Annotated in this window: 21 protein-coding genes; 10 read left to right on the plus strand and 11 right to left on the minus strand. The window is 71.0% G+C overall.

The features are described 5' to 3' along the window. Positions 1-83: 83 nt before the first annotated feature. Positions 84-1847 (minus strand): glycoside hydrolase family 2 protein, encoded by a 1764-nt coding sequence (locus tag CCN39_RS17940; protein WP_086843426.1) that lies wholly within the window; start codon positions 1845-1847, stop codon positions 84-86. Between the two features lie 112 nt (positions 1848-1959). Between CCN39_RS17940 and CCN39_RS17945 the strand changes: the two genes are divergently transcribed. Beyond that, the gene (locus CCN39_RS17945) at positions 1960-3237 is read left to right on the plus strand and encodes a glycosyltransferase family 4 protein (RefSeq protein ID WP_086843428.1); all 1278 of its coding nucleotides are present in this window, start codon (positions 1960-1962) and stop codon (positions 3235-3237) included. Positions 3238-3241: 4 nt separating this feature from the next. On the opposite strand, the gene CCN39_RS17950 is transcribed toward CCN39_RS17945, so the two are convergent. Both CCN39_RS17950 and CCN39_RS17955 read right to left on the minus strand, forming a co-directional pair. Continuing rightward, positions 3242-4021, minus strand: a complete 780-nt coding sequence (locus tag CCN39_RS17950; RefSeq protein WP_086843429.1) for a class I SAM-dependent methyltransferase — start codon at positions 4019-4021, stop codon at positions 3242-3244. 56 nt (positions 4022-4077) lie between these two features. After that, entirely contained in the window at positions 4078-4536 is a 459-nt protein-coding gene (locus CCN39_RS17955; RefSeq protein ID WP_086843431.1) for a nuclear transport factor 2 family protein, read from the minus strand. 90 nt (positions 4537-4626) lie between these two features. Here CCN39_RS17955 and CCN39_RS17960 point away from each other — a divergent pair, with 90 nt between their 5' ends. Then, entirely contained in the window at positions 4627-5160 is a 534-nt protein-coding gene (locus CCN39_RS17960) for a TetR/AcrR family transcriptional regulator (protein WP_086843433.1), read from the plus strand. 79 nt (positions 5161-5239) lie between these two features. Then, the gene (locus CCN39_RS17965; RefSeq protein WP_086843435.1) at positions 5240-5923 is read left to right on the plus strand and encodes a hypothetical protein; all 684 of its coding nucleotides are present in this window, start codon (positions 5240-5242) and stop codon (positions 5921-5923) included. Positions 5924-6041: 118 nt separating this feature from the next. On the opposite strand, the gene aceB is transcribed toward CCN39_RS17965, so the two are convergent. Further along, complete coding sequence (gene aceB, locus CCN39_RS17970; protein WP_086843437.1) at positions 6042-7649, minus strand: malate synthase A; 1608 nt, start codon at positions 7647-7649, stop codon at positions 6042-6044. A gap of 96 nt (positions 7650-7745) precedes the next feature. Continuing rightward, the gene (aceA, locus tag CCN39_RS17975; RefSeq protein WP_086843439.1) at positions 7746-9026 is read right to left on the minus strand and encodes an isocitrate lyase; all 1281 of its coding nucleotides are present in this window, start codon (positions 9024-9026) and stop codon (positions 7746-7748) included. A gap of 228 nt (positions 9027-9254) precedes the next feature. Here aceA and CCN39_RS17980 point away from each other — a divergent pair, with 228 nt between their 5' ends. Beyond that, entirely contained in the window at positions 9255-10679 is a 1425-nt protein-coding gene (locus tag CCN39_RS17980) for a short-chain fatty acyl-CoA regulator family protein (protein WP_086843441.1), read from the plus strand. Here CCN39_RS17980 and CCN39_RS17985 read toward each other — a convergent pair whose 3' ends face one another. Together CCN39_RS17985 and CCN39_RS17990 are read right to left on the minus strand one after the other, a co-directional pair. Beyond that, entirely contained in the window at positions 10680-11663 is a 984-nt protein-coding gene (locus tag CCN39_RS17985) for a hypothetical protein (RefSeq protein ID WP_086843443.1), read from the minus strand. Next, positions 11660-12151, minus strand: coding sequence for a SigE family RNA polymerase sigma factor (locus CCN39_RS17990; RefSeq protein ID WP_086843445.1), 492 nt, complete (start codon positions 12149-12151; stop codon positions 11660-11662). Before CCN39_RS17990 ends, CCN39_RS17985 begins: the two co-directional genes overlap by 4 nt. An 86-nt stretch (positions 12152-12237) precedes the next feature. On the opposite strand from CCN39_RS17990, the gene ilvA reads away from it, so the two are divergent. Beyond that, complete coding sequence (gene ilvA / locus CCN39_RS17995) at positions 12238-13494, plus strand: threonine ammonia-lyase IlvA (protein WP_086843447.1); 1257 nt, start codon at positions 12238-12240, stop codon at positions 13492-13494. 20 nt (positions 13495-13514) lie between these two features. Then, positions 13515-14084 (plus strand): riboflavin biosynthesis intermediates N-glycosidase, encoded by a 570-nt coding sequence (gene ybiA, locus CCN39_RS18000; RefSeq protein WP_086843448.1) that lies wholly within the window; start codon positions 13515-13517, stop codon positions 14082-14084. Between the two features lies 1 nt (position 14085). On the opposite strand, the gene CCN39_RS18005 is transcribed toward ybiA, so the two are convergent. From CCN39_RS18005 to CCN39_RS18015, 3 genes are all read right to left on the minus strand, one after another. Then, positions 14086-15480: an alpha/beta fold hydrolase gene (locus CCN39_RS18005; protein WP_086843450.1), complete on the minus strand. Its 1395-nt coding sequence runs from the start codon at positions 15478-15480 to the stop codon at positions 14086-14088. Between the two features lie 115 nt (positions 15481-15595). After that, positions 15596-15973: a hypothetical protein gene (locus CCN39_RS18010; protein WP_086843452.1), complete on the minus strand. Its 378-nt coding sequence runs from the start codon at positions 15971-15973 to the stop codon at positions 15596-15598. A gap of 45 nt (positions 15974-16018) precedes the next feature. After that, positions 16019-16774 (minus strand): acyltransferase, encoded by a 756-nt coding sequence (locus CCN39_RS18015; RefSeq protein ID WP_086843454.1) that lies wholly within the window; start codon positions 16772-16774, stop codon positions 16019-16021. 52 nt (positions 16775-16826) lie between these two features. Here CCN39_RS18015 and CCN39_RS18020 point away from each other — a divergent pair, with 52 nt between their 5' ends. The 4 genes from CCN39_RS18020 (at position 16827) to CCN39_RS18035 (ending at position 21308) form a co-directional block, all read left to right on the plus strand. Beyond that, complete coding sequence (locus CCN39_RS18020; RefSeq protein WP_086843456.1) at positions 16827-17789, plus strand: nucleoside hydrolase; 963 nt, start codon at positions 16827-16829, stop codon at positions 17787-17789. 74 nt (positions 17790-17863) lie between these two features. After that, positions 17864-18958: a C40 family peptidase gene (locus tag CCN39_RS18025; RefSeq protein WP_086843480.1), complete on the plus strand. Its 1095-nt coding sequence runs from the start codon at positions 17864-17866 to the stop codon at positions 18956-18958. A gap of 198 nt (positions 18959-19156) precedes the next feature. Further along, positions 19157-20596, plus strand: a complete 1440-nt coding sequence (locus CCN39_RS18030) for an FAD-dependent monooxygenase (RefSeq protein WP_086843458.1) — start codon at positions 19157-19159, stop codon at positions 20594-20596. Between the two features lie 184 nt (positions 20597-20780). After that, entirely contained in the window at positions 20781-21308 is a 528-nt protein-coding gene (locus tag CCN39_RS18035) for a hypothetical protein (RefSeq protein WP_086843460.1), read from the plus strand. A 3-nt stretch (positions 21309-21311) separates the two neighbouring features. Here CCN39_RS18035 and CCN39_RS18040 read toward each other — a convergent pair whose 3' ends face one another. Continuing rightward, positions 21312-21953 (minus strand): hypothetical protein, encoded by a 642-nt coding sequence (locus tag CCN39_RS18040; protein WP_143264066.1) that lies wholly within the window; start codon positions 21951-21953, stop codon positions 21312-21314.

A 21953-nucleotide genomic window follows, 5' to 3' on the forward strand; every position in this document is an offset into this window, starting at 1 on the left:
GCCGCCCCGGCACCTTCACGCCATTTCGGCTGCGGCAGAGGTTTGTCGCGGAATACCGGAATTCCCCAACGCCGTTTTCGAAATCAGGACGAGCCCATTTCGATCACCGCCCGCGCGCACTTCGCGACCACCACCGGATCCACTTTGACCACCCGGCGGTCGTAGGTGAGCAGCCCGTTGACCTCGTTTTCGACATCCGTCGTCTGGGTGTAGACGGCGCCGGACAGACCCCGCTCCGCCACGACCCGTTCGAGGGCGGCGCTCACCTCGGCGTAGCGCTCGGTGAGCCGCTCCCGGGTCGGCGTCATCTCGTACGCGTTCGGCGGGCCGGGCCAGCGGTGGTCGTCCAGAACCAGACCGAGGCCGCCGTACTCGCCGTCGACGATCACGCGGCCGTCGTGCACCGACGGCGTACCCGGGCCCACGTACGTGTGGTCGTCGTAGACGTCACCCGCGCCGCTGTCCGGCCGGGAGAAACAGCAGTTCACGCCACTGTTCGCGATCACCAGCCGCGTCGGGTCGAGGGCTTTGACCGATTTCGCGACACGGGCGGTGTCGAACTCGCCCCAACCCTCGTTGAAGGGGACCCAGCCGACGATCGACGGGATCGCGCGCAGCTGCGTCACCATTTCGGCCAGCTCCGCCTCGAACCGCTCGCGGGCCCGCGGGATCGGGTCCGGCGCGATCCCGGGCGGGCCGTCGAACGACACGGTCAGCGACGGCATGTCCTGCCAGACGACCAAGCCCAGCGTGTCGGCCCAGAAGTACCAGCGGGCCGGCTCGACCTTGACGTGCTTGCGGACGAAGTTGAAGCCCAGCTCCTTCGTCTTCTCGAGGTCGAACCGCAGGGCTTCGTCGGTGGGCGCGGTCGAGATGCCGTCCGGCCAGTAGCCCTGGTCGAGCGGTCCGTGCAAAAAAGTGACCCGGCCGTTGAGGGCGATCCGCGGACGGCCCTCCGGGTCCGGGACCAGGCCGATCGTCCGCAGGCCGGCGTAGCTGCCGACCTCGTCCGAAATCGAACCACGCTCGTCGAGCAGCCGGACACGCAGCGAGTAGAGGTGCGGGTCGTCGGGGGTCCAGAGGCGCGGCGCAGGGACGTCCACGCGCACCGACGTCCCGGCCGCGCCCGACGCCCGCGCGACCTCGACGTCGTTCGCCGAAATGACGACAACGACCTCCGCGCCACCGGTGACCTGCGGGAACACCGTCACACCGGTCAGGTCCGGGGTCAGGTCGAGGCGTTCGATCCGGGCCTCGGGGACCGGCTCCAGCCACACCGTTTGCCAGATTCCGGACGACGGCGTGTAGCAGATCCCGCCGGGCGCGTTGCGTTGTTTCCCGACGGGGAAGGGCTCGATGTCGGTGCGGTCCTCGGCGCGGACGGTCAGCTCCTGCGGCCCCGAAGCGCGCAGGACGTCGGTGATGTCCGCACTGAACGCCGTGTAGCCGCCTTCGTGGGTGGCGACGAGCTGGTTGTTGACCCAGACCTTCGCCGTCTGGTCGACCGCGCCGAAGTGCAGGAGGACCCGGGAGCCGCGCCAGTCGCCGGGGACTTCGAAGAGACGCCGGTACCAGAGGACTTCGTCGCGTCGTCGAATTCCGGACAACGCCGATTCCGGCGGGAACGGGACCAGGATGCGCTCGGCGTAGCCGGACGGCCGTGGTTCGTCCGGCGACGACGGCCAGCCCGCGTACTCCCAGACGCCGTTGAGGTTGAGCCAGCGAGGCCGCGTCAGCTGGGGCCGCGGGTACTCGGGCAGGGCGTTGTCCGGAGCGACGTCGCCGCTCCACGGGGTCGGCAGGGGCGGGTCGAGCCGGCGCCAGCCGGGGTCCTCGGGAGAAGTCATCCCGGTCGATGGTGGCAGAGATCCGCGCACCGGCCAGTGATCGGGATCACATGTGAACACTTCGCGAGCACGGGCGCGTCGCGGCCTTCTGACTCGCGAGTAACCTCTGCCCATGCGAGTGCTGATGCTGTCCTGGGAGTACCCGCCCGTGGCCATCGGGGGCCTGGCCCGGCACGTCCACGCGCTCGCCACCCACCTCGCCCGTCAAGGCCACGACGTCGTGGTGCTCTGCCGGCACGCCGCCGGCACCGACGCCGGGACGCACCCGCGCACCGACCGCGTCGTCGAGGGCGTGCGGATCATCCGGGTCGCCGAGGACCCGATGCACGTGACCTTCGAACGGGACCTCGTCGCCTGGACGCTGGCCATGGGGCACGCCATGATCCGCGCCGCGCAGGACCTGCTGCGCACTTGGCAGCCCGACGTCGTCCACGCGCACGACTGGCTGGTCGCCCACCCGGCCATCGCGATCGCCGAGGCCGCGCGCGTGCCGCTGGTCGGCACCATCCACGCGACCGAGGCCGGGCGGCACTCCGGCTGGCTGTCGCACCCGCTGAACCAGCAGGTCCACTCGGTCGAGTGGTGGCTGGCGAACCGCGCCGACGCGCTGATCACCTGCTCCCAGGCGATGCGCCGCGAGGTCGCGCACCTCTTCGAGGTCGAGGCCGAGGACGTCACGGTGATCCACAACGGCATCGAGGAGCGCGGCTGGCAGGTGCCCGCGGACGAGATCGCCCATGCCCGCGAGGTCTACAGCCCGGCCGGGGCGCCGCTGTTGCTCTATTTCGGACGACTCGAGTGGGAGAAGGGCGTGCAGGACCTGCTGGCCGCGCTCCCCCGCATCCGGCGCCGCCACCCGGGCACCCGCGTGGTCGTTGCCGGAAAAGGACGACACTTCGACGAGCTGGTCGAACAGTCGCGGAAGCTGCGGGTGCGGCGCGCGGTCGACTTCGTCGGGCACCTCTCCGACCGCGACCTCCGCGCGGCGCTGGCCGCGGCCGACGCCGTGGTGCTGCCCAGCCGGTACGAGCCGTTCGGCATCGTCGCCCTGGAGGCCGCGGCGGCGAAGGCGCCGCTGGTGGCGTCGACCGCCGGCGGGCTCGGCGAGGTCGTCGTGCACGGCGAGACCGGGCTGGCGTTCAGCCCCGGGGACGTCGGCGCGCTGGCCGCCGCGGTGACGACCGTGCTCTCCGACGCCGACGCCGCGGCCGAGCGGGCGCGGGCCGCGCAGTCCCGGCTGGCCGCGGACTTCGACTGGGGCCGGATCGCCGAAGCGACCGCCGAGGTCTACCGGCGGACGAAGCCGGGCGAACCGGTCGAGCTGCCCCGGCCCAAGATCGCCACCGGCAACGCCTTCGAACCGGTCCCGGCCGAGATCCCGGAAATCTAGGTGATCACCGGGTTCCGGTCAGCAGCCGGACCCGGACCTGTTCCCGCAGCGGGCCGTGCGGGGCGACGGCCGCCCGGATGCGGTCGGTGAACGCCGGCCTCGCGTCGGGGCCGGGCAGCTGCTCGGGGCTCATGGCCGAAAAAACGCCACCGGCGATTTCCTCGACGCTCAGCGGCGCGGAGTACTCGACGACCGCCGAGCTCACGGCATACCCGGCGGCCGCGAGGGCCTTCGCGTACCGCTCCTGGCTCGCGTCGTCCGTGCCACAGGTCCGGTGCAGCGGGGTGCCGAGGTAGGCGGAGACGACTTCCCGCAGCGCGGCCGACCACGCCGTGTCCTGCAACCACAGCGGCTCGCCGTTGGTCACCACCGCGACCCCGCCGCCGGGACGCAGCAGCGGGCGGACCGCCGCGAACAGCCGCTCGTGGTCCATCCAGTGCAACGCCTGCGCCACCGTGACCGCGGCCAAGCGCCCCGGCCCGAGGGCGGGCAACAGCGCGGCGACGTCGGAATCCGCGCCGAGCAGCCAGCTGACATTCGGGTCCGCCGTCGCCTGCCGGGCCTGGGCCAGCATCGCCGGCTCCGGGTCCATGCCCAGCACCGCCCGGACGCGGGGCGCCAGCGCCCGGGTGAGCTGGCCGGTGCCGCAGCCGAGGTCGAGGACGACGTCGTCGCGGGTCAACGCGAACGCCGTGGCCAGCCCTTCCGCGACCTCGGGCGGATAGCCGCGGCGGAACCGCTGGTAGTACTCGCTCACTTCGCCGCCGAACGCCGAGGTCGTCATGTCCCGAGCATGGCCACGGCCCGGCCGGCTCGGACGTCGTTCCGCGGAGAGCGGACTCAGAAGACCGGCAACAGCACGCCGTGCTCCGACTCCGGTCGGGGGCCGAAGATGCGGCGGTCGGCTTCGGCGATCGGGACGTCGTTGATGCTCGCTTCGCGGCGACGCATCAGGCCTTCGTCGCTGAACTCCCAGAGCTCGTTGCCGTAGCTGCGGAACCACTGCCCCTCGTTGGTCCGGGACTCGTACTGGAACCGGACGCCGATGCGGTTGCCGCGAAAGCCCCACAGCTCCTTGCGCAGGGCGTAGTCCAGCTCGCGCGCCCATTTCGCGGTGAGGAACTCGACGATCCGGGCGCGGCCGACGACGTATTGGTCGCGATTGCGCCAGACCGAATCCTCGGTGTACGCGAGCGAGACGCGCTCCGGGTCGCGGGTGTTCCAGGCGTCTTCGGCGGCCTGGACCTTCTGGCGGGCGGTGTCCTCGTCGAAGGGCGGGAACGGCGGGCGCGGGGTCATGGGAGCTCCTTCCGGACGGGGAGAACGTGCGTTCTCCACTGCTCACGCTAGAGTAGAGAACGATCATTCTCAGCGCCAGGGGCAGGTGACATGGATTCCACGGAGGCGACCGACCGGCTGCTGGAGGCCGCCGAGGACCTCTTCTACGCCCACGGCGTGCAAGCGGTCGGGATGGACGCCGTCCGCGAACGCTCGGGCGTCTCGCTCAAACGGCTCTACCAGTGCTTCCCGGCGAAGAACGACCTGGTCGAGGCGTACCTGCTTCGCCGCGACGAACGCTGGCGCCGCTCGTTGCGCGATTTCGTCCACGCCCGCGGCGACGACCCCTTGGCCGTGTTCGCCTGGCTGAAGAACTGGTTCGCCGAGCCGGGCTTCCGCGGCTGTGCGTTCATCAACTCCTTCGGCGAGTTCGGCGAGCCCACCCCGGGGATCGCCGCCGCGATTCGCAAGCACAAAGACGAGGTTCGGGCCTACCTGCGTGGTCTCGTTCCCGACCGGAGCCTCGCCGACCAGCTGTTTTCGCTCATGGAGGGCGCGACCGTGCTCGCCGCCATCACCGGGGACCCGCGCGAGGCGGACACGGCGGGCGAAGCCGCAAAAGTCCTGCTGAGAGCACTCGTGTGAGTGACAACTCTGCGTAACGAGCCGCCGCCAGGGGCCGACTAAGGGCCACCAGCAGCGACTACGCAGAGGAGCCGGTCCCATGAAGATCTTCGTCGCGGCGGCCGCGGACCAGGCCGTACCCGATTGGCGTGTTCTCGGCCACGGGCTGATCGCCGGGCTCATCGCGGCCGTCGCAGTGACCCTCGTCCTAGCGAGGCTCGCCTTCAGGAAGAACAACCTCGACCTGCCCGGCGGCGCCCAGTGGAAGTTCGCTGACAGCTGGGCCAGCAACCTCACGGCGTTGACCGCCGCGTTCGCCGCGCTGCTGGCCGCCTTCTCCGGCAAGCTCGACACGGCGATCGCGCCGGGAGCATCGGCGGCCTTCGCGGTCGCCTCGGCGCTCTACTTGGCCATCGCCGCCTGCGCTCCGATCGCGTACACCGTGGGGCAGGTCGCGAAGCCGAAGGACAAGTCGACCGACCTCAAAGGGAGCCCGGCCGGGCTCGCCGGCGCCGCGTTCCTGACGCTGTGGTCGGTGTTTTCGTCACTCGGCTCGGTCGTCTTCGTCCTGCGGTACGGCGGGCTCGGCGTCATCCGGAACTACCAGGCGCTGGCCACGGTCCTTCTGGTGGCGATGGCGCTGCTGGTCGCGGCTTATGCCGTCCGGACGATCCGGTGGCTGGTCACCATTCCGACCACGACCACCGCACTGCCCGGCATCACCGGGTTCACCTGCTGCGAACCACCTGCGGGCGTCGTGACGCGACGGGTTTTCCTGCTGTGACGGACATGAACCGGCCCGGTGACGGGGAGCCGCCGTCACCGGGCCGGTCCGGACCCACACCATCCCAACAGTGTGGAATCCGGCTTCCCCTCGTCAGGTAGGGGAAGCCGGGGCCCTGCTACCGGGCGTCCGTGAGGTACCGCGCGTAGGCACCCGTGGTGAGGAAGCTCGGCAGCTTCTCGCCCAGCGCGGTCTCGGTGAAGATCTCGCGGGCGTCGTCGAGGCGGTTGCCCGCGCCGAGGTCGGCCCGCACCGACGCGAGTTCGTCGTCCAGGAATTCGACCGCCAGCTCGCGGGTCAGCGCCGTGCCGTCCTCGAGCTTCGTGCCGTTGCGGATCCACTGCCAGATCTGGCAGCGCGCGATCTCCGCGGTGGCCGCGTCCTCCATGAGGTTGTGGATCGCCGCCGCGCCGGTGCCGCGCAGCCACGCGTCGACGTACCGCAGCGCGACGTTGATGTTCGCGCGCACGCCCGCCTCGGTGACCTCGCCGCCCGCGCTGGCCACGTCCAGGAGGTCCTCGGCGGTGACGTGGACGTCCTCGCGGAGCTTGCCGAGCTGGTTGGGCCAGCCGCCGAGCACGCTGTCGAAGACCTCGCGGCAGACCGGGACCAGGCCAGGGTGCGCGACCCAGGAGCCGTCGAATCCGTCGCCGGCCTCGCGTTCCTTGTCCGCGCGGACCTTCTCGATCGCGGTCGCGTTGATCTCGGGATCGCGGCTCGGAATGAACGCGGCCATGCCGCCGATGGCGTGCGCGCCGCGCCGGTGGCAGGTGCGCACGAGCAGCTCGGTGTAGGCCCGCATGAACGGCACGGTCATGGTGACCTGCGCGCGGTCCGGCAGGACGAAGTCGGCGCCGTGCGCGGCGAAGTTCTTGATGAGGCTGAAGATGTAGTCCCAGCGGCCGGCGTTCAGGCCCGCGGCGTGCTCGCGCAGCTCGTAGAGGATTTCGTCCATCTCGAACGCGGCGGTGATCGTCTCGATCAGCACGGTGGCGCGGATGGTGCCGCGCGGGATGCCGAGTTCGCGCTGGGCCAGCAGGAAGACGTCGTTCCACAGGCGCGCTTCGAGGTGGTTTTCCAGCTTCGGCAGGTAGAAGTACGGGCCGACGCCGCGGGCGAGCAGCTGGCGCGCGTTGTGGAAGAAGTACAGGCCGAAGTCGACCAGGCTCGCCGACACCGGGCGGCCGTCGATGCGGATGTGCTTCTCCACCAGGTGCCAGCCGCGGGGCCGCGCGACGATCGTCGCCGGGTCTTCGCCGATCGTGTAGCGCTTGCCGGCTTCCGTCGTGAAGTCGATGTTGCGGCGGATGGCGTCGAACAGGTTGAGCTGGCCGTCGATGACGTTGTGCCAGGTCGGCGACGTCGCGTCTTCGAAGTCCGCCAGCCAGACCTTGGCGCCGGAGTTCAGCGCGTTGACCGTCATCTTGCGGTCGGTCGGGCCGGTGATCTCGACGCGGCGGTCCTCCAGGCCCGGCGCGGTCGGGGCGACGTGCCACGACTCGTCGTCACGGACCCGGCGGGTCTCCGGCAGGAAGCCGAGCGGCTTCTCCCCGGACTGCAGTTCCTCGCGCCGCACGCGGCGGGCGTCGAGCAGCTCGCGCCGGCGGCCGGCGAACGTGTTGTCCAGCTTGGCCAGGAAGTCGAGTGCCGCCGGGGTCAGGATCTCGGCGAACCGGCCCTCGACCGGCCCGGTGACCTCGATGCGGTAGTTCAGCCGATCAACCATGGGGTGCCTCCGCGAGCTGTGGGCAGGGAAGGAAAGAAGGGGGAAGGACGCGGCCTGACGACGGTGGGGGTTGCCGTCGTCAGGCCGCGGCCGGGATCAGTGGAACTGGGCTTCTTCGGTGGAGCCCTTGAGCGCGGTGGTCGAGCTCTCCGGGTTCAGCGCGGTGGCGACCTGGTCGAAGTAGCCGGTGCCGACCTCGCGCTGGTGCTTGGTCGCGGTGTAGCCGCGGCTCTCCGAAGCGAACTCGCGCTCCTGCAGGTCGACGTAGGCGGTCATGCCCTCGCGGGCGTAGCCGTGCGCCAGGTCGAACATCGAGTAGTTCAGCGCGTGGAAGCCGGCCAGCGTGATGAACTGGAACTTGTAGCCCATGTGGCCGAGCTCGCGCTGGAACTTCGCGATCGTGGCGTCGTCCAGGTGCTTCTTCCAGTTGAACGACGGCGAGCAGTTGTAGGCCAGCATCTGGTCCGGGAACTTCGCCTTGATGGCCTCGGCGTACTTGCGCGCCACCTCGAGGTCCGGCTCGGACGTCTCCATCCAGAGCAGGTCGGCGTACTGGGCGTAGGCCAGGCCGCGCTCGATGCAGGGCTCGATGCCGTTGCGGACCTCGTAGAAGCCCTCGGCGGTGCGGCCACCGGTGAGGAACTGCTGGTCGCGCTCGTCGACGTCGCTGGTCAGCAGCGTCGCGGCCTGCGCGTCGGTGCGGGCGACGATCAGCGACGGCACGTTCAGCACGTCCGCGGCGAGGCGGGCGGCGTTCAGCGTGCGCTCGTGCTGCTTGGTCGGGATGAGGACCTTGCCGCCGAGGTGACCACACTTCTTCTCGGACGCGAGCTGGTCCTCCCAGTGCACGCCCGCGGCGCCGGCCGCGATCATGCCCTTCATCAGCTCGAACGCGTTGAGCGGGCCACCGAAGCCGGCCTCGGCGTCGGCGACGATCGGGGCGTACCAGTCGATGTCGGTGTTGCCCTCGGCCCAGCTGATCTGGTCGGCGCGGCCCAGCGCGTTGTTGATGCGGCGGACCACGGCCGGCACCGAGTTGGCCGGGTAGAGGCTCTGGTCGGGGTAGGTCTGGCTCGCCAGGTTGGCGTCGGCCGCGACCTGCCAGCCGGACAGGTAGATCGCCTGCAGGCCCGCCCGGACCTGCTGAACCGCCTGGTTACCGGTCAGGGCGCCGAGCGCGTGGATGTAGTCCTCGGTGTGCAGCAGGTCCCACAGCTTCTCCGCGCCGCGGCGGGCCAGGGTGTGCTCCTCGACGACGCTGCCGCGCAGCTTGATCACGTCTTCGGCCGAGTAGGAGCGCTGCACGCCCGCCCAGCGGGGGTCGCTCGCCCACTGCGCGGCCAGCTCCGCGGCCGCCTGCTTGGCCTGTTCCGTCATCGGATCTCCCGGTGTTGCGAAGTTTGCGATTGCTCGCCTTGCTTGCCCTGACCCTGACACGCCAGCGAAAACGGGGTCCAGTTGTCCAATTTGCCAATTTGTGCGAAGGGTACGTACGCTCCTTGCAAAGGTTGCGAATCGGCTGGTTCGCAAGTGATCGAAAATCCGCGTTCTTGACCGTTCACGTAACCGTTCAGGACCGGAAACCTTCCGGGAAGGAGGGCAAGAATGGAGAAGACTTTCGCCGGCGCGCGACTGCGGCACCTCCGCGAAAGCCGCTCGATGAGCCAGGCCGATCTCGCCCGTGTGCTGGAGATCTCACCCAGTTACCTCAACCAGATCGAGCACAACTCGCGCCCGCTGACCGTGCCGGTGCTGCTGCGGATCACGCAGGCGTTCGGCGTCGACACCGAGTTCTTCGCCAACCACGACACGTCCCGGCTGGTCGCCGACGTCAAGGAAGCCCTGCTCGACGAGGTCCTCGGCATCGACGTCACGACCGGCGAGCTCAACGACCTGGCCACGAACCTCCCGGCGATCGCCCAGGCGCTGGTCAAGCTGCACCGCAGCTACCGCAACGCCGTCGAGAGCACCGCCGCGCTGACCACGGAAAACGGCCTGGGCCTGCACGGCAGTGCCGCCGCGCCGCTGCCGCACGAGGAGGTCCGCGACTTCTTCTACGAGCGCGAGAACTATGTCGCGGAACTGGACGAACGCGCGGAGAAGATGGCCGCGGACATCCCGCTGCTGCGCGGCCAGGTGCTGGGCGCGCTGAAGGAACGGCTGTCCCAGCGCTACGGCGTCGAGGTGACCAGCGAAGGCATCGACGAAGCCGCCGGCCAGCAGCACCGCTACGAGCCGGTGACCCGGGTGCTGCGGCTGGCGCCCAGCCTGCGGGTCGGGCAGCAGGCGTTCCGGATGGCTTCGCAGATCGCCCTGCTCGAGTACGACGACCTCATCACCGAGCTGGCCGATTCGTGGGCGTTCTCCGGCCCGGCCGCCCGCTCGCTCGCCCGCGTCGGCCTGGCGAACTACTTCGCCGGGGCGCTGATCCTGCCCTACGGGCCGTTCCTGGCCACGGCCGAACGGTTCCGCTACGACATCGAGCGGCTCTGCGACCACTACGGCGTCGGCTTCGAGACGGTCTGCCACCGGCTGTCCACGCTGCAGCGGCCCAAGCAGCGCGGGGTGCCGTTCTCGTTCGTGCGGGTGGACCGGGCCGGGAACATGTCGAAGCGGCAGTCGGCGGCCGGGTTCCACTTCTCCCGGGTCGGCGGGGCCTGTCCGCTGTGGAACATCTACGAGGCGTTCACCCAGCCGGGCAAGATCCTCACCCAGATCGCCACCCTGCCCGACGGCAAGAGCTACTTCTGGATCGCGCGCACGGTGTCGCGCAACATCGGCGGCTACGGCAGCCCGGGCAAGACGTTCACGGTCGGCCTCGGCTGCGAACTGCGTCACGCCGGGCGGCTGGTCTATTCGACCGGCCTCGACCTGGACGAGCCCGCCGCGGCGACGCCGATCGGGATGGGCTGCAAAGTCTGCGAACGCCCGGCGTGCTCGCAGCGCGCGTTCCCGACGATCGGCAAGCAGCTCACCGTCGACGAGAACACCAGCACCTTCGTCCCCTACCCGGCGGTGCCCAAGGGCTGATCACCCGATCACGTGCGGCGTCCACTTCGACTCGTCCGGGCCGATCAGCGTGATCCGGCTCAGCAGCTCCTGCGAGGTGATGCCCGCGGCCTGGGGCTTGTCGATCGCGACGCACGCCTTCAGCCCGTTCTTCGTCGTGCACACGGGCTTGCCGAGACCGTCCGCCTGCCCACCGGGGAGGGAGACTGTGATCGTCGCCAGCGCGCCGTTCGACGAGTACTGGAGCACCGCCCGCCACGGGACGCCGTCGGTGTCCGGGCGGCGCCACAGGTTGACGTCGGCGACGCGGAACGTCTCCGGCAGGCCGGAGATGTGCAGCGGCAAGGGCACCGCGCGGTTCGCGAACGTCACCTCCCCGGCCACCCTCAGCAAGACCTGCTGCAGGTCGGGAAGGACAAGGTAGTACGCGTTCAGCTCGGCCCAGCGGCCGTCCGCGGTCGGCCAGCGCAGGTAGCTGTTGCCCTGGTTCAGAGGGTCCTGGGCATCGGTCGTGACCCAGTAGCCGTCGCGGTCACCGACCCGGACCGGGACGCGCACCGCCCGCCCGCCCATGTCGTGCCTGCGGTCCAACGGCGGTTCCCGGTCGTACACGGCGAGCCAGATCATCGGCGCCAGGTCGCCGCGGCCGATGGCCAGCGCGTAGTCGCCGTGGCCGCCGACGCCGTACTCGATGTCCTTGACGGGCTCCGGCAGCCAGCCGAAGTTCGCCTTCGCCACCAGCGGGTTGTCGGTGGGCGCCGGCGCGACAGGCGGCGGCTTGGGCAGGACGGCCGCCGGCGCGAGCGGGGGCGTGGGCCGCAACGCCGACACCACCGTCAGTCCCCCGGCCGTCACCACCGCGGCACAGCCCACGACCAGCACCGTGGTCCGCACGCGACGACGGCGTCCGCCGATCCGGCGCGCGCGGTCGAGGTCGATCCGGGGCGGCGGGGCGGGCGTCTCGGCCAGTTCCTTCAGCTTGGTGGCCAGCTCGTGGTCGGTCATCCTCGTCCCTCCCGGATCGGTTCGCCCAGCAGCGCGCGAAGCGCGTCCACGGCCTTCGCGGTCTGGCTCTTGACGGTGCCTTCGGAACAGCCCAGCGCCCGCGCGGTCTCCGCGACCGGGAGGTCGCAGAAGTAGCGCAGGACGACGGTCGCGCGCTGACGGGCCGGCAGCCGTTCCAGCGCCGCCCGCAGGTCCAGGGCCAGTTCGACGTCCCCGCCGGGCGCGGGCGGGTCCTGGTCGGTTTCGCGCAAATCCACCCGTCGCCACCACGACGTCCGCTGTTCGGCCAGGAACGTGTTGACCAGCGTGCGGCGCACGTAGCCGTCCACGTTGTCGGCGCGGGCGGCCCGCGGCCAGTTCGCGTAGAGCCGGGTGATCGCCGACTGGACCAGGTCGTCGGCCCGGTGCCAGTCGCCGCAGAGCAAGTACGCGACCTTGCGCAGCCATCCCGCCCGCGTGGTCACGTACTCGGTGAATCCGGCGTCCATCGGCCCCCCATCTCGTTCGTCACCCCTTTGATGCGCCCGGAGGCCCGGCCGGTTGCCCGGGACGCGCGAGTCGTAGATTCACCGGGGTGCACGACATCGACACGGTGACCGCGGCGACCATCGAAAAGGCCGCCGAGCGGCTGGCCGGGGTGGTGACCCGGACGCCGCTGGAGCCGAGCGCCCGGCTGTCGTCCCGGGTGGACGCGCAGGTCTGGGTGAAGCGCGAGGACCTGCAGACCGTCCGGTCGTACAAGATCCGCGGCGCCTACAACTTCATCGTCCAGCTCGACGAGGACGTCCGCGCGCGCGGCGTCGTCTGCGCCAGCGCCGGCAACCACGCCCAGGGCGTCGCGTACGCGTGCCGCAGGCTCGGCGCGACCGGGCGCGTGTACGTCCCCGGGACCACTCCGCGGCAGAAGCGCGAGCGCATCGCGACCCTCGGCGGCGCGCACATCGAGGTCATCGTTGTCGGAGAAACGTACGAAGACGCCTTCGCCGCGGCCAACGAGGACGCCCACCGCACCGGCGCGACCCTCGTGCCCGCGTTCGACGACGTCCGCACCGTCGCCGGCCAGGGCACGGTCGCGCTCGAGGTGGTCGAGCAGCTCGGCTTCGTCCCCGACGTCGTGGTCGTGCCGGTCGGCGGCGGCGGGCTGCTCGCCGGGGTCGGCAGCTGGCTGCGCGAGCGGCACCCGGACGTCCGGATCGTCGGCGTCGAGCCCGCGGGCGCGGCCTGCATGGCCGCGGCCCTCGAGGCCGGGCACCCGGTGCGGCTGCCGGAGCTCGACTCGTTCGTCGACGGCGCTGCCGTGCGTGAGGCCGGCGCGGTCACCTATCCCCTGATCCGCGAGAGCGGCGCCGAGCTGACCGCGGTCGCCGAGGGCGCGGTGTGCACCGAGATGCTCGCGATGTACCAGTCCGACGGGATCATCGCCGAACCCGCGGGCGCGCTCGCCGCGGCGTCGCTCGGCACGGTCGTCCAGGTCGAGCCCGGCCAGACCGTCGTCTGCCTGGTCTCCGGCGGCAACAACGACGTCAGCCGCTACAGCGAGATCCTCGAACGCTCGCTGATGCACGAAGGGCTGAAGCACTACTTCCTCGTCGGGTTCCCGCAGGAGCCGGGCGCGCTGCGGCGGTTCCTCGAGCAGGTCCTCGGGCCCGAAGACGACATCACGCGCTTCGAGTACGTGAAACGCACCAACCGCGAGATGGGCCCGGCGCTGGTCGGCATCGAGATCGCCCAGGCCGCCGACCTGCCCGGACTGCTCGCCCGGATGGACGCGAGCCCGCTGCAGGTCGAGCGGATCGAGCCCGGCAGCCCCCTGTTCCACTTCCTGCTCTGAGGACGTGGTCCACTAGGCGGATGGTGAAGGTCGACGGTGTCCGCAGTGTCGAGGCGTTGCGCGAAAAAGTCCACGAGGGTGCGGAGCCCGAGTACCTGCTGTTCTACGGGCACACGCCCTCGAAGTCCGGGCGGGTCACGGCGAGCTGCCTGAGCCAGTGGTGGGTCGACCCGTTCGAGGCCGACGGCGTCGTCTACCCGACCGCCGAGCACTACATGATGGCCGGCAAGGCCGAGCTGTTCGGCGACCACGAGAAGGCCGAGCTGATCCGGGCCACCCCCGACCCGAAGGCGGCGAAGGTGCTCGGCCGCGAGGTCGCCGGATTCGACGCCGCCACCTGGGAGCGGCACCGGTTCGACATCGTCGTCGACGGCAACCTGGCCAAGTTCCGCGCCCACCGCGACCTGCGCCGGTTCCTGCTGGGGACCGGGGACGCGGTGCTCGTCGAGGCGTCCAAGAAGGACCTCGTCTGGGGCACCGGCCTCGCGCGCGAGGAGAAGAACGCGACCAAGCCGGACTACTGGCGCGGGCTGAACCTGCTCGGCTTCGCGCTGATGGAGGTCCGCGAACAGCTGCGGGCCCGCGTCTGAGTCACGGCGCCGGGACCGGCGCTCCCGCGCACGACTCCGACGTCGTCTTGCCCGTGTCGAAAAAGGTGACCACGGCGTCGGCGCAGGGCAGCGACGACAGCGAGCCGTGGGCGTCGTCCTCGATGGTCATCAGCGCGCCGCCGATCCGCCGCTGCATCGCGATCGCCCAGCCGATCGGGGTGACCGGCTCGTAGAGGTGGCCGGCCAGCTGCAGCGGGCTTGTCCCTTTTTCGAACGACCACGGGCGGGCGGGCAGCGGCCAGCCGACGCAGAGCTGTTCGTAGAGGCCGTAGCCGCCCGCGACCGGAAGGCGCCGCATCCGGTCGAGGCGGTGCTGCCAGACGGTCTCGAAGTCCCGCGGGCTCGGTGACTCGTTGCAGAGCAGCGCTGTCTGCTGGAAGTGGTTGAAGGCGTGCGGCTCGCCGTCCCAGCCCAGACCGCCCGTGGTCGGTTTTCCGGCGACGGGCAGTCCGCCGTCGCGGATGGCGGCGAGCTGCTTCGCCAGCCCGGCCCACTCGCGGCGCGGGTTGGCGAGCATGCCATTGACCGTCGCGCCGTACTTCTCCCGCAGGCCGAGCAGGGCTTTCGCGACGGCGGGCTCCGTGGTCCCGAATCGGTAAATGGCGTCGTACCTGGCGATCCAGGCCGCGAAGTCGTGGAAGGTGTTCTCGCCCGCGGTCGCCTGGCCGTCGTCCATCGCGGTGACGTTCAGGTCCGGCAGCATGACGGAGTCGAGCAGCATCTTGTCGACGTGGTCGTCGAAGAGCGACCGGTACTGCGCGCCGAGCGCGGTCCCCCACGAGACGCCGTAGTAGCCGATCTTGTCCTCGCCGAGCGCAACGCGGATGCGGTCCAGGTCGCGGGCGATCGTCGGCGTGGTCAGATTCCGGACGAAGGCCGGGTGGGCCTCGACGCACTCGCGGTTGGCGGCAGCGGCGCGTTCGGCGGCTTCGCGGGCCTTCTCCTTGTCGGCGATGCCTGGCTCGGGGAACTCGGTCGGGCACGGCAGGTCGGCGCTGTACCCGACGCCGCGCGGGTCGAACCCGACGAGGTCGTGGTGGACGCCGAGGCCGCCGGCGTGGCTGTCGGCGATGCTGCCGGGCATGGTGAGACCGGACTGGCCGGGTCCGCCGGGGTTCAGCAGCACCGCGCCGGTCCGCGTGCCGGTCGCCCGGATCCGGCTGACCGCGATGTCGATTTTCGGACCACCGGGGTCGGCGTAGTCCACCGGGACCGTGACCTGCGCGCACTCGGTGCGGCGGTCGCCGGGGTCCCAGCCCTTCGCGACGGTGGCGCAGAGCTGCCAGGAGAGCCCGTCCGCGGCGGCGACCGCGGGAACCACGGGCAGCAGCGCCGCGGCGGCGAGCAACGGGACGGCGAACCGGGTGATCGACATGGGCCCCAGGCTTCCGGGGTCCGGGGTGGTGGAGATCGGCCGATCAGCCGAGGATCGCCGCCGAACGGCCGGGAACGCGCGTCGCCGATTTTCGACCACCCGGCAAAACCGCAGGTCAGCCGCCTGGGCACTCGTTGCCGCCGCCGCTGCGCTCGACGCAGTGGCGCGGCTCCTGCGGAGGCGGCGGGGCGTGCCGGAGGTCGTCCGCCCAGTTCAGTCCGGCGACGACCGCGGCCAGCGCGAGGCAGATCCCGAAGAACCACGTCCACCCGCGGCGCCGCGTGGTCGCCGAAACGACCACGCCCGCCAGCGGCAGCCCGACGCCGAGCCAGGCCGCCCAGGTCAGGTAGGCGTCGCCCCGGTGCGTGCTCGTGCCGAACACCGGCATGCTCCCCAGCGCGCCCAGCAGCACCAGGTACGGGACGGCGATCAGCCACCCGACCGCCACCAGCGCAAGCAGGACGGACACGACGACCTCGCGGTACTCCCCCATGCGACCCACTATGTCGCGAAAAACGACCACGCGGCCTGAGTAGTCCTACTGCTCGCCGAGGGTCTTCTGCAGGGCCTTGTTCGCCTTGCGGGCCATGTCCGCGACGGCTTCGCGCCGGGCGGCGTCGGCCGCGTAGTCCTCTTCGCGGTTACGGACCACGCGGGCCGGCGCGCCGACCGCGATCGAGTAGTCCGGAATGTCACCACGGACGACCGCGTGGGCGCCGAGCACGCTGCCGCGGCCGATGCGGGTGCCCTTGAGGACGCTGACCTTGGTGCCGAGCCAGGTGTCCGGGCCGATCCGGACCGGGGACTTCACGATGCCCTGGTCTTTGATCGGCACATGGATGTCCGAAATGACGTGATCGAAGTCACAGATGTACACCCAGTCGGCGACCAGCGTGGCCGCGCCGAGCTCGATGTCGAGGTAGCAGTTGATCACGTTCTGGCGGCCGAACACGGACTTGTCGCCGATCCGCAACGAGCCCTCGTGGCAGCGGATGGCGTTGCCGTCGCCGATGTGGACCCAGCGGCCGATCTCCAGCCGCCCGTAGCCCGGGCGGCAGTGGATCTCGACGTCCTTCCCGAGGAAGAGCATCCCCCGCAGGATGATGTGCGGGTTGGCGAGCCGGAACTTGAGCAGCCGGTAGTACCGGACCAGGTACCAGGGCGTGTACGCGCGGTTGCGCAGCACCCAGCGCAGCGAGTCGGCGGTCAGGAACTTGGCCTGCCGCGGGTCCTGCCGGGCGCGGCGCCAGGCCCGCACCCGCGACAGTGCGGGCGCACCCCACATCGACGTCATGCCCGTGACCGTAACCTGTGTCCGGGACGGGTTCGCAGGCAAGGGGAGCGGGATGGGCACGAAGCTGATCATCGACACCGACCCGGGCGTCGACGACGCGCTGGCGATCGCGCTGGCGGCGCTGTCCCCGGACGTCGACCTGCTGGGCGTGACGTCGGTTTTCGGCAACGTCCCCCTCGACCGCACGACGTCGAACGCGCGCCGGCTGCTGGAACTCTTCGGCCGCACCGACGTGCCCGTGGCCGCCGGGGCGGCGCGGCCGCTGGTCTACTCGAAGCCGCGTGACGCGAAAGAGGTCCACGGCGGCGACGGCCTGTCGGGCCACTCCTACACGCTTCCCGAGGCGAGCCGTCCGCTGGAGGAGCGCGACGCCGTCCGGTTGATGCTCGACCTGCTCGAAGCCGCCGACGAACCGGTGACCATCGCCCCGATCGGGCCGCTGACGAACATCGCCGCGCTGCTCGCGGCCCACCCGGGCGCGGCGGCGAAGATCGCACGGCTGGTGATCATGGGCGGTGGCGTGACGTTCGGCAACAGCACGACGGCCGCCGAATTCAACATCTGGAGCGACCCCGAGGCGGCCCGGCGGGTGCTGGTCGAGGAGGACGTCCCGATCGTGCTGGTGCCGCTGGACCTGACGCACCGCTGCGCCGTCGACGCCGAATGGCTGGCGAAGCTCGCGTCGTCGGGGCCCGTCGGCGCCACCCTCGAAGGACTGACGTCGACCTACCGGCAGCACTACACGCGCGTGTTCGGCGAGGACCGGATGGTCATGCACGACGCCGTCGCGGTCGCCGAGGCGATTTCGCCGGGCATCCTGCACACCGAGACCTACCGCGTCGACGTCGACTGCGGCCTCGGCCCGGCGCGCGGGCAGACCCTGGTCGACCGGCGGCGGCTCGGCGAGGACGATCCGCAGTTCTCCCCCGGCCGCCCGATCGAGGTGGCGATGGACACCGACCTCGACGGCCTGCGCGGCTTCGTCCTCGACCGGCTCACCGGAGCGGCCCGGTGAGCGAAGAGTCCCAGGTCGTGCCGGCCGACACCGAGATCGAAACCGAAACGCCCAGACCCCGCCGCCGGAAGCCCGTGGTCGTGATCGCGGCGGTGGTCGTCGTCGCGGGCGCCCTGGTGGCCGGGATCCTGCTCGCGCCGAAGCAGCAGGAGACCACGAACGCCGCCGCGACGGTCCCCTCGACGTCGGCCAAGCCGACGACGTCCAAGCCACCGACGACCACGCCACCGCAGACCTCGACGCCGCCGAAGGTGCCCGAAGCGAGCGAGTTCGACGCCTGGGCGTCCAAGACCAGCCAGTGGCTCGACGTCCCGCTGCGCGCGATGGTCGGCTACGCGAAGGCGACGACGAAACTGAGCAAGGACGTCCCCGGCTGCCACCTTTCCTGGGTCACGCTGGCCGCGGTCGGAAAAGTGACCACGGACCACGGCCGGGTGCGGGGCGGGCAGTTCGGCACCACCGGCGTCCTGGACAAGCCGCTCGGCACGATCGAGGTCCGCGACTTCTACAACAAGGTCGTCTCGACGGCGAACGCCGCCGGGCCGATGCAGCTCGCCCCGGCGATCTGGGGCAAGTACCAGGCGAGCGCGTCCGGCGGGAAGCCCGATGTCCAAAACATCGACGACGCCGCGCTGACCACGGGCCGCGCGCTGTGCGCCGACGGCCACGACCTGTCCCAGGGCCAGACGTGGTGGAACTCGGTCAGCACGCTGCAGGCGGCGCCGCTGTTCCTGCACCGGACGCTGGCCACGGTCAACGTCTACGGCACGGTCGGCCAGGGCACGGCGGCGCCGAACCCGGCGGTGCTGAGCGCGGTGAACTTCGCGATCGACAAGATCGGCCTCCCGTACATCTGGGGCGGCAACGGCACCGGCGGCAGCGACCCGGGCTTCGACTGCTCGGGTCTGACGACGGCGGCGTACGGGAGCGCGGGGATCAAGCTGATGCGCACGGCCGACACGCAGTTCCGCAGCGTGCCGCACGTGACCGACCCGCAGCTAGGCGACCTGATCTTCTACGGCGAGCCGACGACCAAGATCCACCACGTCGGTCTCTACATCGGCAACCAGCAGATGATCGACGCGCCGCAGACCGGCCAGGCGGTCCAGGTCCACTCCTACCGCCGCGACGGCGACGACTACGCGGGAGCGGGCCGCCCGACGGCCTGACCCCGCGAGCCGGAAAAGGACTGGACGGGCCGGCGGGTGGCCTTGTAGCTTGCCGACGTCCGTGACACACCCGAGGAGGTGAGACCCATGAACGCAGGATCGACGTGGGTGCTCCCCCTTTCGCGTCACGGCCGGCGATCGACGTAGGTGTCGCCGGGAGCGCCTCGACCACCAAGGCACTCCCGAAAGGCACCACCCATGGTTTCTTCGCCCCCTGAGTTCGACGTCGTCATCGCCGGGTGCGGGCCGACCGGCGCGACGCTGGCCGCCGAGCTGCGGCTGCACGATGTGCGCGTCCTCGTCCTGGAGCAGGACACCGAACCCGCGTCGTTCGTCCGCATCGTCGGGCTGCACGCGCGCAGCCTCGAGCTGATGGCCATGCGCGGGCTGCTGGACCGCCTCCTCCGCCACGGACGGCAGCGCCCGGCCGGTGGGTTCTTCGCCGCCATCCCCAAACCCGCGCCGGACCTGGACTCCGCGCACGCCTACCTGCTGGGCATCCCGCAGCCGGTGATCGTCCGGCTCCTCGAAGAACACGCGATCGACCTGGGCGCCGCGGTCCGGCACGGTGCCGCCGTGGTCGATTTCGAGCAAGACGACGACGGCGTGACCGTCGAGCTCGCCGACGGCGGACGGCTGCGGGCGCGCTACCTCGTCGGTTGCGACGGCGGGCGCAGCGCGGTGCGCAAGCTGAGCGGGATCGGCTTCCCCGGCGAGCCCTCGCGGACCGAGACGCTGATGGGCGAAATGGAAGCGAGTGCGCCGCCGGCGGAGATCGCCGCCAAGGTGGCCGTGGTCTCCGAGACGACCAGGCCGTTCTGGCTCCGCCCCTTCGGCGGCGGGATCTACAGCGTCGTCGTCCCGGCCGCGGGCGTCGGCGATCGCGCGGCGCCGCCCACCCTGGACGATTTCCGGCAACAGCTGCGAGCCGTCGCCGGCACCGACTTCGGCGTCCACTCCCCGCGCTGGTTGTCGCGGTTCGGCGACGCCACCCGGCTCGCCGAGCGGTACCGGGCCGGGCGGGTGCTGCTGGCCGGCGACGCGGCGCACATCCACCCGCCCACCGGCGGGCAGGGCCTCAACCTCGGCCTCCAGGACGCCTTCAACCTCGGCTGGAAACTGGCCGCGCGGGTCCGCGACTGGGCGCCGGAGCCGCTGCTGGACACCTACCAGGCCGAACGTCGTCCGGTCGCCGAGGCCGTCCTCGACAACACCCGGGCCCAGATGGAGTTGTCGGCCCCCGGACCGGGCCCGCAGGCCGTGCGCCGGCTGCTCACCGAACTGATGGACTTCGACGAGGTCAACCGTCACCTGATCGGGAAGATCGCCGCGATCGACATCCGATACGACTTCGGCGAGGGCCCCGATCCGGTCGGCCGCCGCCTGCGCGACATCGACGTGAAGCAGGGCCGCCTCTACGACCGGCTGCACCGCGGCCGCGGCCTGGTGCTGGACCGCACCGAACGCCTGACCGCCGACGCCTGGTCGGACCGGGTCGACCACCTCGCGGACCCCACCGCGGCCCTCGACGTTCCGGCCGTCCTGCTGCGCCCCGACGGTCACATCGCCTGGGTCGGCGACGACCAGCGGGACCTGGACGACCACCTGACCCGCTGGTTCGGTTCACCTCTCAGGTGAGGCGTCGGCGGCGAGCATCTCCTCGTGCTCGTCGCCGCCCGTCCCCGCTTCGCGCCCGGCGCCCGCGATCGCGAAGGACGGGACGAACGCGATGCCCCGCAAGGTGCCGGGGAAAGCGTCCTGCTCCCAGCGGTAGCTGCCGGATCAGCCGAGGTGGAGGTCGAGGGCCAGGGATAATCCCGTGATGGACTCGGGGACCACCACGCAGCTGATCACCGTGGGCGCCACGCTCGGCGGGGTCGTGCTCACCTTGCTGACCACCACGTTCGTCGAGGGCCGCAAGCTCAAGGCGTCCCAGCGCGCGGAGGCGCAGAAGCGGGCGGCGGAGCACGCGAATTGGCTGCGCGACGAGCGCGTCAAGGCCTACGCGAGCCTGTCGACGGCGAGTGAAGAGGCGTTCCAGCTGGTCCGCTCGGAGTTCATCCGGCTGCCCGAGGACCGGGAGGCGATCGAAACCCGGTGGCGCGAACGCCGCGCCGAGCTGCGCAAGGCGCACAACCAGGTGGCGCTCTTCGGCACCGAGGAGCCGCGGAAGCGCGGCAAGGAGCTGTGGAAGGCGGCCCGCAACGGGGCGAACGCCGTCTTCGCCGAGCTGGACACCGGGGCTTCGAAGGTGCGCCGGGAAAGCCTCGACGAGCTGCTGACCGGGATCAGCGACGCCGGGGACCGGTTCCTGGAGGCGTGCCGTGCCGATGTCCAGGGCACGCACTGAGCGTCAGCTGCCGAGACGGCGGACCCGGGCACGGAGCCGTTCGATCTCTTCCACCATGGCCACGAGCTCGGCTTCGCCGGCCCATTCCGTCAGGAGTTCCGCGCGACGGCGCATCGCCGCCTTCTCGCGGTCGCGGATGGGGGAGGCGAGGTCGTAGCGCTCCGCGTCGACGACCTTCATCTTGAGCTCCCGCGCCTGCGCGATCAGGGTGTTCAGCTTCCGGATGTCCGGCGGGAACAGCGGCTCGGGTTCCACGCCCCACTTCTCGAACTGGTCGCGGATCTTGTCCGGCGGTACCGGCACCACGCCTGCCTCGGCGAGAGCCAGCAGGAGCGACGGAGTGCAGTCATTCTCGTCGCGGACGCGATCGACCAGAGCTTGGGCCTCCGGCGTCAGCTCTACGCGGTTTCGTTCCTCGAAGGCATCTATGAAGGACTCGACGGTGAAGGGCTCCGTGTCGGGTTCGGGCGGTGGCCGCAACCGGTCCGCCAGCGCGGCCGGATCCTCCCCCAGCTCCGTCAGCACCCGCAGGGCAACGCTCCGTCTCGTGCTCAGCAAGCCGTAGGCCAGCTGCTCGAGGCCGATCCGACCGTCCACGCTGGGCACGCGGCGCAGCACCTCGTCGATCAGAAAGGCCTTTTCCAC

The organism is Amycolatopsis kentuckyensis (genome assembly GCF_002155975.1).
GTDB lineage: Bacteria > Actinomycetota > Actinomycetes > Mycobacteriales > Pseudonocardiaceae > Amycolatopsis > Amycolatopsis kentuckyensis.

Excerpts from the sequence above, each read along its gene's own strand:
- CCN39_RS17985 (WP_086843443.1), bottom strand. The coding sequence starts at position 11,663 with ATGACCGACCACGAGCTGGCCACCAAGCTGAAGGAACTGGCCGAGACG.
- CCN39_RS17950 (WP_086843429.1), bottom strand. The coding sequence starts at position 4,021 with ATGACGACCTCGGCGTTCGGCGGCGAAGTGAGCGAGTACTACCAGCGG.
- CCN39_RS17960 (WP_086843433.1), top strand. The coding sequence starts at position 4,627 with ATGGATTCCACGGAGGCGACCGACCGGCTGCTGGAGGCCGCCGAGGAC.
- CCN39_RS17945 (WP_086843428.1), top strand. The coding sequence starts at position 1,960 with ATGCGAGTGCTGATGCTGTCCTGGGAGTACCCGCCCGTGGCCATCGGG.
- CCN39_RS17955 (WP_086843431.1), bottom strand. The coding sequence starts at position 4,536 with ATGACCCCGCGCCCGCCGTTCCCGCCCTTCGACGAGGACACCGCCCGC.
- ybiA (WP_086843448.1), top strand. The coding sequence starts at position 13,515 with ATGGTGAAGGTCGACGGTGTCCGCAGTGTCGAGGCGTTGCGCGAAAAA.
- CCN39_RS18010 (WP_086843452.1), bottom strand. The coding sequence starts at position 15,973 with ATGGGGGAGTACCGCGAGGTCGTCGTGTCCGTCCTGCTTGCGCTGGTG.
- CCN39_RS18035 (WP_086843460.1), top strand. The coding sequence starts at position 20,781 with ATGGACTCGGGGACCACCACGCAGCTGATCACCGTGGGCGCCACGCTC.
- CCN39_RS18030 (WP_086843458.1), top strand. The coding sequence starts at position 19,157 with ATGGTTTCTTCGCCCCCTGAGTTCGACGTCGTCATCGCCGGGTGCGGG.
- CCN39_RS17965 (WP_086843435.1), top strand. The coding sequence starts at position 5,240 with ATGAAGATCTTCGTCGCGGCGGCCGCGGACCAGGCCGTACCCGATTGG.
- CCN39_RS18020 (WP_086843456.1), top strand. The coding sequence starts at position 16,827 with ATGGGCACGAAGCTGATCATCGACACCGACCCGGGCGTCGACGACGCG.
- aceB (WP_086843437.1), bottom strand. The coding sequence starts at position 7,649 with ATGGTTGATCGGCTGAACTACCGCATCGAGGTCACCGGGCCGGTCGAG.
- CCN39_RS18005 (WP_086843450.1), bottom strand. The coding sequence starts at position 15,480 with ATGTCGATCACCCGGTTCGCCGTCCCGTTGCTCGCCGCCGCGGCGCTG.
- aceA (WP_086843439.1), bottom strand. The coding sequence starts at position 9,026 with ATGACGGAACAGGCCAAGCAGGCGGCCGCGGAGCTGGCCGCGCAGTGG.
- CCN39_RS17980 (WP_086843441.1), top strand. The coding sequence starts at position 9,255 with ATGGAGAAGACTTTCGCCGGCGCGCGACTGCGGCACCTCCGCGAAAGC.
- CCN39_RS17940 (WP_086843426.1), bottom strand. The coding sequence starts at position 1,847 with ATGACTTCTCCCGAGGACCCCGGCTGGCGCCGGCTCGACCCGCCCCTG.
- CCN39_RS17990 (WP_086843445.1), bottom strand. The coding sequence starts at position 12,151 with ATGGACGCCGGATTCACCGAGTACGTGACCACGCGGGCGGGATGGCTG.
- CCN39_RS18015 (WP_086843454.1), bottom strand. The coding sequence starts at position 16,774 with ATGACGTCGATGTGGGGTGCGCCCGCACTGTCGCGGGTGCGGGCCTGG.